The sequence below is a fragment of the Streptomyces sp. UG1 genome (genome assembly GCF_049974585.1).
Lineage (GTDB): Bacteria > Actinomycetota > Actinomycetes > Streptomycetales > Streptomycetaceae > Streptomyces.
The window spans coordinates 1-13,565 of the sequence record NZ_JBNGGG010000095.1; the positions used below are offsets into that span (position 1 = coordinate 1).

Consider the following 13,565-nt stretch of genomic DNA (forward strand, 5'->3'; position numbering starts at 1 on the left):
AGCGAAAACCCATCGGCATACGCCCCCGGCGCACCCCCTCACCTTGATCGGCTACACCACGTCAAGGGACGCCATCGAGGCCCACTGCCGCGCCTACGAGAAAGTCAAAGGCCGGGGCAAGGAGCTGGACGCGACGGTCTGGCAGCAGCTCGTCGAGGCCGCAGGCGGCAAGGAGAACGTCGCCGCGTACTGCGCCGAGCAGTTGGCGCAGACGGCAGGAGACAAGCAGGGCAAGGCCGAGAAATCCGAGAAGACTGAGAGGGCAGCCGAGCCGACCGCCTCCACACAGCCCAGTAGTGTTCCTTGCGCGGCGGTCATATGTGATGCACCGGAGCCGCAGTGCGCTGTAGGGAGCGGTCCGATCACGAGCGTCGAGGAGCCCGCCCTCTGTGGAGGGGGCAGCGGGCTCCAAAGTGCAAGGTCAGGCTCGTTCCCCCCGTGACCGGTCTGCCTCTGCTCACATCCACGGTGCTGGGCCGGTGCGAGTCGCCCAGGCAGCGAGGTCCGTGTTATCGAACAGCCGGATTCCGTGCTGCGTGCCGTAGTTGATGGCCGGTCGGGTGAACACCGAGGTGGTGACGACCGCGGCGACCTGCGCGCCATGGATGCTAAAGCAAGTGCCCCCGAACCGCTGGAGGTCTGGGCTGCCGACCTTGGTCGTGGGCCCGTACCGCTTGCACTGGATCACGATGCGCCGGCCGTCGGGCGCGGTGGCGACGACGTCGGCGCCGAGGTCTCCGGCCCCGCCGACGACCCGGGCGTCCATACAGCCGTCGCGCTCGCAGAGAAAGGCGATGGCCTGCTCGAACTCGCGCGGATTCATCGCGTGATACCGGGCGATCTCGGTGGACTGCACCTCCTGGAGCCGTCGCCGTTCGGCTGCCCGGCGGATGCGGTACCTGGAGTGCACGACAAGGCCGCCGGCGAACAGGAACAGGGGCAGTAGGGCCGCCGCTCCGAGTCCGTCGGCCGCCATTATCGCGGTCATGCTCACTGCGCCGAGGGCGCCGATGGCGTAGCCGCAGCCGATGAGGCAGGAATCCTCCGACTGCAGGTCTCTTCGGGATGCGGGCGCGCTCAAGATCTCCCCTGGGCTTGCTGATGCTAGGGGGATCATGCAGGGGTGTGAACGCTGCGGGTAGACCGTGTGTCCGATCCGTGACGTAGAGAGGTCAACGCGCCTGCCTGTGACGGCAAAACGCATAGGTCGCCCCGGGCGCCCAACTCTGTACGGGTCAGCCCCAGTCACGCTGCCTGACTACGATCGACATCCTGGCAGGGCTCCCAGCTCTGTAGGTCGAACTCCTCGGCGGAATGGGCGGTGAGCTGCGCCATCACCGACAGTTGAGCGTGGGGTAGCTGGTGGCGCGGCTTCCGGCAGCCGCCTCAATGAGCTGGGTGTCCACCGGGGCCAGGATCTGACCGCCGTACCAATCTTCGGGGGATACGAAGGTTGTGGTGTCCCCGGCGCGTATCACCGCGGCCCGGGTCTGTACGTGCCGCTTCAGACTCATACAGCTCCCTTTGCGCGCATGGCGTTGCGTGGGGGGGGGTGACGGGATCATGCACCCGAGTCGGCCACATGGCCAGGGGCGGGCGTGTGAGACCTGGGCGCGGGTCTCAATCGGCCACGGACTGTTCGGGGATCTCCGGTTCCGGGCCGGGCGGTTGTGGCAGCGGGAACATACGGTCTTCCAGCGCAGCCATCGCGAACAGCACGAGGAACAGCATCACCGGGACGAGCAGAACCATCACGATCACGACGCCTCCCCGCAGAGCAGCGATCACAGCTGCTGCTTGCCGGTAACCGGGTCATGCTCAGCGTGCGGCCGAATGGGGCATGCCGCACGCCGGTGCCCGCAAGCGCGTACGCCAGTTGGGTGATGGCTTGTCGTGCGGATGCGCGACCGGGCAGCGGAGGCGATCCTGGCGGTGCAGCACCCCTTCCGGCCCGGGCGCCCAACCGTGGCATGGCGCCTGGGCGTTCATAGTAGGCGGGTGTCAGCAGGACTCTTCGAACTTCACCGCGTTGAGCGTCACCGGCTGGCCTTCGAGCCTGGTGCCGGCAGCGGGTTCTTGGGAGCAGACCTTCCAGTTGGACTCGATGACGATGACGCGGCCTTCGCCGGAGGCGTCGTTGACGACGATGCTGGCGTTGGAAGGGAGGGCCTCGCGAGCGACCTTGACGGACTTGCCCTTGAAGTCGGGCATCGTCGCTCCGGCAGTCTTGGTCTCGGTGCCCTGGTCGGTGGCGGGGCAGGTCTCTTCGAGCTTGACGGTGGCGAAGTCGACCTTGGCGTTAGTGGGGTGCTGACCGGGATCTGGGGTCTGGAAGCAGACTTTCCAGTTGCGGTCGTCGAACTGCTCTCGGCCGCGACCGAGGGCATCGTGTGAGGTCAGGTCATAGAAGCCTGCCTCTTGGGCCTGGTCCTGCGCGAACTGCAGCCCTTTGCCGATCATGTCCGGCAGAGACGCGGACTCAGTCGTGGGCACGGGCTTTTCGGCGGGGGCGCTGGTCGTGGTGTCCGGGGTTCCGGTCGGCTCGTCGTCAGTGGTGGTGCCGTTACCGCCACAGGCGCTGAGGCTGGCCAGCGCGGCGAGGCATGCCGCGGCGAGTGTGATGCATACGCGAGTGTGCATGATCCCCCCAGGGTTCGTGCGTCGGCGAGAGGTTGGCCTGCGTGATCCGCGGGATTCATGAGGCGCGTATGTCGCCCATGTGGCAGAATATCCAGTTTTTACAGTAGCCCGCTGGCCGGTCGCTGCGTGCTCACTGGGTACGCGTCGGCCGCATCCTCGTCGCGGCGCTCTTCCGCGCCTCGGCCGTCAACCACCTCACCTGGACGCGGATTATGGGCCGGGTATGCCGCCGCCAGCAACCCAGGGGCTGACCTGCACGGGCCCGCTGTTCGGCATCGGCCTCGACAGCGGTTCGTGGCTCCACTTGCCCTCCGTGGCCGTTAGAGACTGGAGAAGCCAGCATCGGCTGAGGCAGTCGTCAGGGCGCGGTGTTCCAGTCGTACGGTCCGCCGCCGCGCCACTCGATCAGTTCGGGGTCGTCGACGGCGGTGTCCTCGGCGGGCAGGCCCGCCTGGTGCAGGAAGTCGAGCACGTCGAACAGGTTGTACGCGGTGCCCATGCGCTCGCCGTTGATCGTCACCCGCCGTCCGCCGTCCGACGCGGGTGGCAGCACCACCACGGGAGGACGCCTGTCCATGGCACCACCATGCACCTTGCAGCGGTCGGCATACAGCTCAGTGCCGCATGGATCCACTCTGCGTCCACGACCGTGTCGCCGAGCGGTGTTTGGCAGCGCCGACCAGGCCGGGGGCGGAACGGCGAAGCAGGCCCGTTCGGGGAGGGCCAGACACCGGTCAGTGCTTGCCCTTGCCTCCGTGCTTGTCAGCCTTCGTGGGGCTCGGCTTGGGGTCGGTCGTCTTCTCCGTCTTCTGATCTGCGGGTTGCACCGGGGATGAGGAGAGTGACGGCGAGGGTGAGGAGGAGGTGCCGTACGGCGTCGAGGGGGGTGACATGGTGGGGCTCGTGCTCGTGGACGGCCCGGTCTGCGGTCCCTGCGCCGAGCCGGTGCCGGACGAGAACCACGCCATGCCGACGAGCAGCGCCACGGTGAACAGGGCTGCGCCGCCCAGCACGGCCATCAGCCGGGAACGGCCAGGGAACGGCAGGCGCGAGCGGCGGGTCACTGACCGGTGCACGCTCGTCTTCCACTCGGTGTCCACCACCGGGACGAAGGCGCCCCCTGCGGGGGTGGTGGGAGCGGTGGCCGCAGGGGCGGGCGCCGTACCGGTGACGGGCGCCCCGCCCGGGCGGCTGTGCTCCTGGTGTTCACTCGGCAGTGGCTCCGCCGCCCCATGCCAGGCTCCGCGCCCGAACCAGTCGGCCACCTCCTCGGCCGTGAGCCGGTCCTCGGGCTCCTTGGCCAGCAGGCCGAGCACGCTGAGCCAGAAGCACGCCCAGAAAACGCATGTCCGGTCCCGGCCCAACGCCGTTCGGACTGGCGGAATCCGCAAGCCCGAAGCGCGGTCTATGCCGCCCGCTGCTGAGCGGCCGTTGCCCGTACCGAACCTGAGGACGGCGTCTCCGCTGGTCACAGCAGCACCGGCGAGGGGGACGGCCGTCGCCCGCATATCGAGGGTCCCGGCGAACGACGCGCCTCTCCGTCGCTGCACCGTCTCAGTGCCCGTCCAGGCGTGCTGTTCGGGGACGTTGGTGACGGGCGACACGCCTCGAGTGGTCCTTGCCCCGATCAGGAGCGCATGCGCCGCGACCTTATGGGCCGGGCCTGGGGAGCAACCGGTTAGCCGTGATTGTCCCGCGGCGAGCAGCAGCGACAGGGCGAGGGAGGACGTGGACGTCAGTCCTTTTGGGCCGCTCCCGGCAGTCCTCATGGACCGTCCCCACCCAGCAACTCACACAGGGCCCGCTCCTCCTCGGGGCTCAGGACGGTGACAAAATGCTGGAGGGTGACGATCGGATCGGGGCCCTGGTCGAGGGCCTCGTGCATGGCCTCGGCGGTGAGTTCGGCGGCATTCTTGGCGGGCCAGTAGGCGCCGCGCCGGCCGTCGGCGGCGCACAGGACCAGTCCCTTGTCGTGCAGGCGCTTGAGGATGGTGTGCACGGTGTTGTAGGCGAGATCGGCGCCGATCTCCGCCTGGATCTCGGCGGGGGTGAGCGCCCGGTCGGTGGCCACAGGGAGGCGAGGACCGCGCTCTCCAGCTCACCGGCGCCGCGCCGTTCCGGTCGGTTGTGGGGGCCTGTGGCCGACATGCCGGTGGCCATCGTCCACGCGGACACCCAGGGTCAGTCCCAGCCGCTGTTCGCGCTCGCCCACCTGCTGGGCTTCGACCTGATGCCCAGGATCAGGAACTGGAAAGCTGGACGATCGAGCCGAAGGACCTGGCAGCCGTACCTGACCGAGCACATCAACGGGTTCGGCGAGTACTCCAGCACGAGCTCGGCATCCAGCCCGATGCGTACAACCCGAAGCTGGACGTCGAATTCACCCCGCTGCGCGAGCGGGACCGGGCCGCCGCCGGCTTCACTACGGCCGCCTGATCGCCGTCCTGCCTCTATCCATGCAAGCAGCTGCGGTGCTGGAAGTCCCGGCGGGCTCGGCAAAGTCAGTCGTGACGGACGAGCTTGACCGCGGAAAGGAGCAGGATCACGGCCAGCACGGGGATGAGCACCACGTCCGGAAATGCGCCCAGCAGCAGCCCGCCCAGCACCGCGCCAGCGACGGAGCCCGCGGCCATGACCATGGTGAAGCGGACGTTCCTGCCTAGCACCGCGAAGCTGCCGTCACGGCTGTATCGGGCGAAGGCCACCAGCATCGTCGGCAGCGACACCAGCAGGGAGAGGCTTCCCGCAGTCTTGATGTCCTGGCCGAACAGCAACACGATCGTCGGGATCAGCAGCTCGCCCCCGGCCACGCCCATGATCGCCGCAACTATCCCGATGCCGAACCCGGCCGCCACCCCGCAGGGCACCTGAGCCCGCAGCGGCAGCGCGAGCGTTCCCAGGGCGGTGGTGTACGTGACCACGAGCGCAGTCGCCATGAGCACCATCAGCGCCGCCAGCACCTTGTAGAGGGTGCTGCTGCGCATGCGCACCGCCCAGCTCGCTCCGGCCCAGGCCCCCAGCCGGCCACCTCGGCGGCCGGAACCGCCGCCAGCCGGGCGGGTAGCGCAACCAGGACCACGACCAGGCTCATCGCCTTGTTCAAGATGACGGCCGAGAGCGCGGCGAACCCAAAGAGAGCGATCAGCAGCGGCAGGCGGAACTCCGCGCCGCCGAGCCCGATCATCCCGCCCAGAACGCCGATGGCCGATCCCGCACCGAAGACCATGGGTGCTGAGTGCGTCGAGCGAAGAGGAGCGAGGTTCTGCTCAGGTTTCGTCCGGACATCCGAGCACCGGCATCACCCCCGAGCCCTCCTGCGCCGGCACGCTCTACAACCGCACCCGGACCTCAGCAGCAGGCGGCCGGTGCTGTCGGAACGCGAACGGAGCCACCCGTCCTGAGCGGGGTCGTTGTCACGCCTGCTGGGCGGGGCGCTTGGGCACTGTGCGCGCGAATGCGTCCCCGGCCTGCCGCTGGGTGAGCGCGGCCAGGTGCGTGGTGACCGTGGCGTTCTGGAGCAGCCGGGCGTGGAGGCGTTGACGGCCTCGGCGACGACGCTCCGTAGAGGCCGGGTCAGCGGCCCGAGGCTCCCGCACCAGCCGGTACGGCGGCGGTGCGGTGCAGGCGGGCGTCCAGTGAATACGCGCTGGCGCCGACGATCAGCAACAAGAGGCTGCTGCACAGCTGGGCCAGGTCGGTGCGGGACTCGTGGATGAAGTCCTACCAGCCGGACTTGCCGTCGAACAGCGGGGCGTCGCCCCACAGGATGGGAAGCTTGGTGATCAGCAGTGCGCCGAGCATGTTCACGATCATCGGGAGCGTGGCGAGCCGGGTGAGCAGCCCGGCCAGGATCAACGCGCCCAGGTCGCCGAACGGGTGGGGCACGCTGACGGAACTCGTCGACACCGCACTGGAGTCGGCGCTGGCCCGGACGAGCGTGCGGCAGAACCAGGACATGCGCCGCATCAGCGCCATCGCTGCCATGATCGCCGTACCCATCGCCACCCATCGCCGCCTTCGGCGTCTACGCGAATTTCGACCACATGCCCGAACTGCGCTGGTACTTCGGGTACCCCATGGTCCTGCTCACCACGCTTGGCGTGGTCGCCTTGGTCTTCCGGGTCTTCCGCGGCAAGGGCTGGCTCTAAGCACCGCCATCGCGTACTGCACGCGCCGGGACACGGCTGTGTCACTCAGACGGGGTTCCTCCCGCCCCTGCTGCGGGAGAAACCCCGAGGTTTCACCAAAAGGAGAGAACACGCACGTACCACGTGCCCCGGATCGGGTGGATGACGCCGGTCGGCGCCCTCTTCGCCGAGGAAATTGACATACACCCCGGACCGGTGCGGCTCAATGGCGGCGAAGAAGTCCCTGGTCCAGGCACGTTCCTGGTCGCCGATCGGTTCACCGGGCTGCCATACACCGTTGATGTTGAGGTTGTGCGCGGCGCGGCGGTGTCGTCCTCGCCGACGTCGGCGATCGCGCCGCCGAGGCGAAAGAGCAGCGTGTACGAGCGGGGCGAGGCCACGTCCAGCGCGTGCTCGGCGAGCACGTCGATGGCCGCGTCGCTGAGCTCCGCAAGGTTGGTGGACTTCCAGTAGTAGTGCCAGCCGTGCGGCACGGCGGGGTTGAGCATGGTCTGTCAGGCGGTGTACGGGCGCGGCGCGACCAGGTCGAGTAGGGGGCGGCCGTACGAGCGCAGGGCGCGCAGCGCCCGCTCGCCCGCGTCGAGGTCGCCCGCCCAGCACGACTGGACGGCGCAGATCGGCGAGGATGGCCGGCAGCGGTGGCGCCTTGCGCAGATTCACGATCGTGGTCAGTTCCGGCGGGGCGGATCCGGCGACGACGTCGCGGTAGTGACGCAGAACGTCGGCGGCGTCCTCCATCGGCCACAGGACCGGGCCGGCCAGCACCTGGGGTCCCACGGGGTGAAGCCGGAAGGTGAAGGAGGTGACCACCCCGTAGTTGCCCCCGCCGCCCCGCAGCGCCCACAGCAGGTCGGGGTCGTCCTTGTCGCTGGCCCGGCGCAACTGCCCGTCGGCGGTGACGACGTCGGCGGCGGTCAGGTTGTCGGCGGTCAGCCCGTGCTTGCGCATGAGCCAGCCGATGCCGCCGCCCAGGGTCAGCCCCGCCACCCCGGTGTGCGACACGATCCCCCAGGCGTTGCCAGGCCAAAGCCCTGCGTGACCTGATCGACGTCGCCCCACAGCGCGCCACCCTCTACGCGGACGGCAGAGCGACCGGGGTCGACATGGACGGCCCGCATCGGCGACAGGTCGATGACCAGCCCGTCGTCGCAGACCCCGGTGCCCGCGACGTTGTGCCCGCCGCCCCGGACGGCCACGAGTAGCCCAGCCTCGCGGGCGTAACGGAGCGCAGCAAGAACGTCCGCGGTCCCGGTGCACTGGGCGATGACTCGCGGAGAGCGGTCGACGGCGCCATTCCAGACCCGGCGCGCCTCGTCGTACCCCTCGTCGCCGGGCGTGATGACTCGCCCTGTGAAGCCCGGAATGCCGAACACATTCGCCTCGCTTCCGAGGAAGCCTGTATACCTCTCCAGGGTCGACCGGGAGTTCTGTTCGAGCAAGCGCAGATGACTGTGGGTCTATCGCGACTTCTGTCGCATGGCGGCACTTCGGGGTGCGGCCGCAGTAAGAGCTCGTAACACGATCATGAGCAGGCTCTTCACAACGATGCGTTGCGCCAGACGAACTGGAGTCGGCTACCTGGGCTACGCAGCTGAGGGAAGTGACCTGGGGAGAGCGTCTTCAGTTCATGGGATGGCCCAGGCTTCGGCACGCCAAGTCGGCAGTTCCTTGTCCAGCCATTCCTCGACGGTCCTCCGCCAAGGATCCGCAGGATCGCTGTCGGCGACATCCGCCCAGGCGTCCTCCGCCATGTCGGGGTCGATGAACAGGCTGTCGAGGTAGGCGTCGAAGTTGTCAGCGACTTTCGTGAAGACGTGGTTGCCCAGATACCCCGGCCAGGTGATGGCGTGGACGAACGCATGGAGTTGGCCATGAGTGCCCGGGTTCAGGTCCAGGAAGAGGACGTCGCTGCCGCCGTTGCGGGCGATGGGCAGAAGCCCGGTCAGCGGCACGTTCTCGGCAAGCCACCCGTCGCGACTGTGCCGGTACTCGCCCAGGAGAGTGCCCCAGCCGTACTCACCGGCGTCGTCACGGCCCAACTGATAGAGGCTGTCGAAGCTCTGGACCGGTTCTGGTTCACAAGCCGGGAGGCGGACCGAGTAATCCAGTCTCTCCCCGCCGGCGGCTGCCAGGAAGGAGCGGTACGCGGGTGGCAGGGGCCCGATCTCCCGCTCAAGTGCAGAGCACTCGCCTGGGTCGAACGGCCTGAACGGACCGCCCACCAGGCGACCTCTGTACCAACGCGAGAGCTCCTCTGACACAGGACGGATTGTCGCAGCCCGCGGCCTCGAGGGCTGCTCACCCTTCATCGGTAACACCCTCTGAGCTCGTGACGCGACCGTGGGCCGGTCTTATTGAGGCGTCTCCAACAGATCAGGCTGCAGGCGAGGGAGACGAAAGCGTCGTGGAGTTCGGTGCGGCGTTCCCAGCGGACGGCGAGGCGCTTGAACTGGTGGTGGAGAGCGAAGGTCTGCTCGACGACGTAGCGGAGCTTGCCGAGGCCCTTGATGTTCGGAGAGCCCTTGCGGGAGATGACCGGCAGGATCCGGCGCCTGCGCAGTTCGCGCCAGTTGAGGTGGGAGTCGTAGAAGCCGTATCTCAACCGATCATGGAACGTGCGGGTCGAACAGGTTTCCCGCCGGGGTGATCCCCCCGTTGTGCGCGCATGAAGACAGGGCCTCTCGGTAGCTCGGGGATGCGAATCTAACCGAGCAGTGCCGGGAGGCCCTGGTGTCGTTGTTGTACGCGTCCGAGCCCGTCCAGTTCAACTCGGCGGCACCATCGTGTGATTGCCTCGCGCACGTGTACGGCAACGCGGCCGACCATCCCGACCGGGAACGCCGGTATCCGTCGGACATGACGGACGCGGAGTGGGCGGCCATCCGGCCGTTGCTGCCGGTGCCGGCCCGGCTCCAGGGCAGAGGCGGGCAGCCCGAGGGCTACTGCCACCGCCAACTGCTGGACGCGATCCGCTACCTGGTCGCGGGATCTCGTGGCGGGCGATGCCTGCGGACTTCCCCGACTGGACCCGGGTTTACGCCTTCTTCCGCCGCTGGCGCGAGCACGGGCTGATCACCGAGTTCCACGAACGGCTGCGCGGGAAGGTCCGTGAGCGCGAGGGCCGTGAGGCCGAGCCCACGGCGGGAATCATCGACGCGCAGTCGGTGCGGGGCGCCGCGTCGGTGCCGGTCGCCTCACGCGGCTACGACGGCGGGAAGAGAGTGCCCGGGCGTAAGCGGCACATCGTGACCGACACGCTCGGTCTGCTCCTGGTCGTCGCGGTCACCGCCGCGAACATCGGCGACCGGGAGGCCGCCATGGGCCTGCTGCAGCGGCTGCGCCGTCTGCATCGCGACATCACCCTCGTCTGGGCGGACGGCGGCTACACCGGCTCCCTCGTCGACTGGTGCCGTCAGAAACTCGCGCTGCCCTTGGACATCGTCAAACGCACCGACGACATGACAGGGTTCGTGGTGCTGCCCAGGCGCTGGGTGGCAGAGCGTACGTTGTGCGCCACGAGGCGCTCTGTTTGTATCCCCGGCTGAGCCGGGAGGAACTCGGAAGGAGGTTTCTGGGCCCGATGACTTACCTGGATCCGAAAGGTGAAGGGGACAAAAGCATGTCAGAAACCAGTGACCGGGCCCAGTTGTCAGGGACGGGGTGCTGGGTGGCCCGCGCGATATGGCGAAGACTGGATTGTTTGAAGCCCAATCTCCAGAAGATGCAAGCTCTCATCCGCCGGAAAGACAGCTGAAACCGGCGCCGCGCTCTGTTCTGGCTTCGTATGGTGTGGCCGGAGCAACTTCCGGAGCGCGGAGCGATGTCCAGCGAGGACATTTAAGGAGATGAGTGGGACGCCTGTGTCGCGCTAGAACGTACAGACAGAGACGAACGTGGGATCGCCTATGGGATGCGAGTCCTAAGGCGACGGAGGCCCCGTAGTAGTCGCCGGATTAACGCCCGGCCAGGGAGGACGGGAAAGCCGTCCGCAGGGCGAAGGGGGCCAGGTGATTCGGACACCTCGAAACCCGGGAGGTATGCGAAATGCAGAGCGCCGCAACGGTGCTGGGTGTCCTGCGTGAACGCGGCAGGCGCAACCTGCCGTGCGATGAACTGTATCGGCAGCTGTTCAACCCGCAGTTGTATCTGCTGGCCTACGGGCGTATCTACGCCAACCATGGCGCGATGACGCCCGGGGTCACATCGGAAACCGTGGACGGCATGTCCCAACGGAAGATCAGCCGGATCGTCGAGACGATGCGTCACGAGCGTTATCGGTTCCGTCCGGTGCGGCGCATCCATATCCCGAAGAAGAACGGGAAGATGCGTCCGTTGGGGCTACCGACCTGGTCGGACAAGCTCGTTGGTGAAGTGGTCCGCCTGTTATTGGAGGCGTATTACGAGCCGACGTTCTCCGACCGCTCTCATGGGTTCCGTCCCCGTCGAGGTTGCCACACCGCATTGCGGGAGGTGGACCACACCTGGACCGGGACTTCCTGGTTCGTCGAAGGGGACATCGCCGACTGCTTCGGCAGCCTGGACCATCAGGTCCTACTGTCGATCCTCGGCGAGAGGATCCATGACCAGCGGTTTCTGCGGCTGGTGCGCAACATGCTCAACGCCGGATACCTGGAGGACTGGAGGTGGGGTGCCACGCTCTCCGGAGCGCCGCAAGGCGGAGTGGCCTCCCCGATCCTGTCCAACATCTATCTGCACAGGCTGGATGAGTTCGTTGAGACAGTTCTGATTCCGGAGTACACCCGAGGAGATCGCCGGGCCCGCAACCCGGCCTATCTGGAGATGCAGAATCTGCTGGCGAAAGCCCGCCGGCGCGGCGACCGGGCCCAGGCCCGCATGCTGCGCCAGCGGATGGTCAGCCTGCCGAGCTCGGACCCGAATGACCCGGGGTATCGGCGACTGCGCTATATCCGCTACGCGGACGATCATCTCCTGGGCTTCGCCGGACCGAAAGCCGAGGCCGAGCAGATCAAGCTGCGCCTGGCCCAGTTCCTGCGTGACGAACTCAGGCTGGAGCTGTCCCAGGACAAGACCCTGATCACTCATGCCCGCACCGGGGCAGCACGGTTTCTCGGCTACGAGATCACGACCCAGCACAATGACACGAAGAAGACCGGCCGTTACCGACGCGTCAACGGTCAGATCGCACTGCGTGTCCCCCGGGACGTGATCAAAGCCAAGTGCGCCCCGCATCTCTCACGCGGAAAACCCGCGAAGAGAAAGGCTCTGATCAACAGCAGTGATCACGCGATCGTTGCGACGTTCGGGGTCGTCTACCGGGGCATCGTCCAGTACTACCTGCTTGCCGGAGACGTCTTCCGGCTGCATCGGCTGCAATGGGTCATGGAAACGTCCATGCTCAAGACTCTTGCGGCCAAGCACCGTTCATCGGTGCCGAAGATGGCCGCCAAGCACAAGGCCCGAATCGACACCCCCAACGGGCCCCGAGTCTGTTTCGAGGCCCGCATCGAGCGGAAGAACAGGAAGCCGCTGGTGGCGCGGTTCGGCGGAATTCCACTCCAGCGGCAGCGGACGGCAGAGATCGCCGACCGTGAGCCGGTCCGGGTGGACTATCCGCAGAAGGAACTCATCGCGAGACTCCTGGCGGACACGTGCGAAATCTGCGGAAGCAAGGGCAACGTGCAAGTGCACCACGTCCGCGCTCTCGCCGATCTCGCGCACGCCGGATGGCAGCCCTCCGACTGGGCGCGCGTCATGCTGCATCGGCGTCGCAAGACCGTCGTGGCCTGCGACACCTGCCATGACCGAATCCACTCACAACAGTCTGCCAAAACGGACACGCAGTAGTCACTGGAGAGCCGGATGACCGGGAAACCGTCATGTCCGGTTCGGCGGGAGGCCGCGCGAAACAGGACCTGCCACGGCGGGCACCTCACCGCGCGGCCGACCCAACCGCGTGGCTGATACATTCGCGCCGGCTGGCCCGGGACTACGAGACGTTGCCGACCAGCAGCGAGGCGATGATCTGGTGGTCGATGGTCACTCGGATGAGCCGGCGTCTGGCACGGCCACGGGCCGTCGGCCGACGCTGAATGCCCCCGACGTCTCCTGCACGAGCCACCCGCGCTCCGCCAGACGCCGGGCCTTCGAGCGCACCCCCTCAACCTTCGCCGACGTTGCCTCCAAGCCCAGCCGAGCCGTGATCTCCCTGGCCTTCAGCGGCCCCTGGCCCGCAGGCTGCCGCTCGTCGAGCACGCCCAGAATCCGCTGATAGTCCGGCGCCAGCACCGTCACCGGCAATCCTTCGCGCCAAGGCGGCACGATCGAACCCGGCACCGGCGGGCGCGGTTTCCTGCTCCGCCTCGGCCTCGGTCACGGCGGTGGTCTCGGCAGCCGAGGCCGCCAGGGCCTCGACCAGCTCCTCCCGCGCGATCACCCGCCGGTCCAGCTCGATCTCCGCGGCCTCCAACACCCCAGCCAGCCGCGCGACTTCCTCCCGCAGCCCTTCCACCCGCACCCGGGCTGCTGCCGCCGCTCCTCCAGAATTCCCAGCACCGACGCCATCGCGCACCCTCGATCACGGAGCCGAAACAAGACGCCGCATGCCTCCCTCATTCCGAGCTAGACCACACCTGACCAGCGGAAATCAAGCGATCATGTTCGGTTGAGATACGGCTTCTCACCGTCACTGCTCAGGAGCGCTGCTGACCTGTTCCACTGCGGCCTTCACGAGGCCGGCGAACAGCGGGTGCGGGCGGGTCGGGCGCGAGCGCAGCTCGGGGTGGGCCTGCGTGGCCA

Annotated in this window: 15 protein-coding genes and 4 pseudogenes; 5 read left to right on the forward strand and 14 right to left on the reverse strand. The window is 67.7% G+C overall.

Features of this window, described 5'->3' with window-relative positions; genetic code table 11:
- A pseudogene (locus ACP4J3_RS49735) lies at nucleotides 1–442 on the forward strand (hypothetical protein); the annotation flags it as partial.
- A gap of 15 nt (nucleotides 443–457) precedes the next feature.
- Here ACP4J3_RS49735 and ACP4J3_RS49740 read toward each other — a convergent pair.
- From ACP4J3_RS49740 to ACP4J3_RS49765, 6 genes are all read right to left on the reverse strand, one after another.
- Nucleotides 458–1,081, reverse strand: a complete 624-nt coding sequence (locus ACP4J3_RS49740; RefSeq protein WP_426544752.1) for a restriction endonuclease — start codon at nucleotides 1,079–1,081, stop codon at nucleotides 458–460.
- A gap of 539 nt (nucleotides 1,082–1,620) precedes the next feature.
- Entirely contained in the window at nucleotides 1,621–1,788 is a 168-nt protein-coding gene (locus ACP4J3_RS49745; RefSeq protein ID WP_426544754.1) for a hypothetical protein, read from the reverse strand.
- A gap of 213 nt (nucleotides 1,789–2,001) precedes the next feature.
- Nucleotides 2,002–2,640, reverse strand: a complete 639-nt coding sequence (locus ACP4J3_RS49750; RefSeq protein WP_426544756.1) for a PASTA domain-containing protein — start codon at nucleotides 2,638–2,640, stop codon at nucleotides 2,002–2,004.
- A gap of 358 nt (nucleotides 2,641–2,998) precedes the next feature.
- Nucleotides 2,999–3,217 (reverse strand): hypothetical protein, encoded by a 219-nt coding sequence (locus ACP4J3_RS49755; protein ID WP_426544758.1) that lies wholly within the window; start codon nucleotides 3,215–3,217, stop codon nucleotides 2,999–3,001.
- Between the two features lie 157 nt (nucleotides 3,218–3,374).
- Nucleotides 3,375–3,956: a hypothetical protein gene (locus tag ACP4J3_RS49760; protein WP_426544760.1), complete on the reverse strand. Its 582-nt coding sequence runs from the start codon at nucleotides 3,954–3,956 to the stop codon at nucleotides 3,375–3,377.
- Nucleotides 3,957–4,405: 449 nt separating this feature from the next.
- A complete protein-coding gene (locus ACP4J3_RS49765; RefSeq protein ID WP_426544762.1) occupies nucleotides 4,406–4,711 on the reverse strand; it encodes a BlaI/MecI/CopY family transcriptional regulator in 306 nt (101 codons plus the stop codon).
- A 90-nt stretch (nucleotides 4,712–4,801) separates the two neighbouring features.
- On the opposite strand from ACP4J3_RS49765, the pseudogene ACP4J3_RS49770 reads away from it, so the two are divergent.
- Nucleotides 4,802–4,894: pseudogene (locus ACP4J3_RS49770) on the forward strand (Tn3 family transposase); the annotation flags it as partial.
- 247 nt (nucleotides 4,895–5,141) lie between these two features.
- Here ACP4J3_RS49770 and ACP4J3_RS49775 read toward each other — a convergent pair.
- From ACP4J3_RS49775 to ACP4J3_RS49805, 7 genes and pseudogenes are all read right to left on the reverse strand, one after another.
- Entirely contained in the window at nucleotides 5,142–5,624 is a 483-nt protein-coding gene (locus tag ACP4J3_RS49775) for a TSUP family transporter (protein ID WP_426544764.1), read from the reverse strand.
- On the reverse strand, nucleotides 5,585–5,866 hold the full coding sequence (locus ACP4J3_RS49780; protein ID WP_426544766.1) for a hypothetical protein: 282 nt from the start codon (nucleotides 5,864–5,866) through the stop codon (nucleotides 5,585–5,587). The genes ACP4J3_RS49775 and ACP4J3_RS49780 overlap by 40 nt, the downstream gene beginning before the upstream one ends.
- Before the next feature lie 494 nt (nucleotides 5,867–6,360).
- A complete protein-coding gene (locus tag ACP4J3_RS49785) occupies nucleotides 6,361–6,645 on the reverse strand; it encodes a hypothetical protein (protein WP_426544768.1) in 285 nt (94 codons plus the stop codon).
- Nucleotides 6,646–6,880: 235 nt separating this feature from the next.
- Nucleotides 6,881–7,276, reverse strand: coding sequence for a hypothetical protein (locus tag ACP4J3_RS49790; protein ID WP_426544780.1), 396 nt, complete (start codon nucleotides 7,274–7,276; stop codon nucleotides 6,881–6,883).
- A 442-nt stretch (nucleotides 7,277–7,718) separates the two neighbouring features.
- Nucleotides 7,719–8,161 (reverse strand): annotated as a pseudogene (locus ACP4J3_RS49795) (FAD-binding oxidoreductase); the annotation flags it as partial.
- A gap of 252 nt (nucleotides 8,162–8,413) precedes the next feature.
- A complete protein-coding gene (locus ACP4J3_RS49800) occupies nucleotides 8,414–9,097 on the reverse strand; it encodes an SMI1/KNR4 family protein (RefSeq protein ID WP_426544770.1) in 684 nt (227 codons plus the stop codon).
- Entirely contained in the window at nucleotides 9,094–9,390 is a 297-nt protein-coding gene (locus ACP4J3_RS49805; protein ID WP_426544772.1) for a hypothetical protein, read from the reverse strand. Before ACP4J3_RS49805 ends, ACP4J3_RS49800 begins: the two co-directional genes overlap by 4 nt.
- Nucleotides 9,391–9,790: 400 nt before the next feature.
- Between ACP4J3_RS49805 and ACP4J3_RS49810 the strand changes: the two genes are divergently transcribed.
- From ACP4J3_RS49810 to ACP4J3_RS49820, 3 genes and pseudogenes are all read left to right on the forward strand, one after another.
- The gene (locus ACP4J3_RS49810; RefSeq protein ID WP_426544774.1) at nucleotides 9,791–10,333 is read left to right on the forward strand and encodes a transposase; all 543 of its coding nucleotides are present in this window, start codon (nucleotides 9,791–9,793) and stop codon (nucleotides 10,331–10,333) included.
- A 499-nt stretch (nucleotides 10,334–10,832) separates the two neighbouring features.
- Entirely contained in the window at nucleotides 10,833–12,614 is a 1,782-nt protein-coding gene (locus ACP4J3_RS49815; RefSeq protein WP_426544776.1) for a reverse transcriptase domain-containing protein, read from the forward strand.
- A gap of 110 nt (nucleotides 12,615–12,724) precedes the next feature.
- A pseudogene (locus ACP4J3_RS49820) lies at nucleotides 12,725–12,859 on the forward strand (IS5 family transposase); the annotation flags it as partial.
- A gap of 68 nt (nucleotides 12,860–12,927) precedes the next feature.
- Here the strand turns inward: ACP4J3_RS49820 and ACP4J3_RS49825 are convergent.
- Entirely contained in the window at nucleotides 12,928–13,284 is a 357-nt protein-coding gene (locus ACP4J3_RS49825; protein ID WP_426544778.1) for a hypothetical protein, read from the reverse strand.
- Between the last annotated feature and the right edge of the window lie 281 nt (nucleotides 13,285–13,565).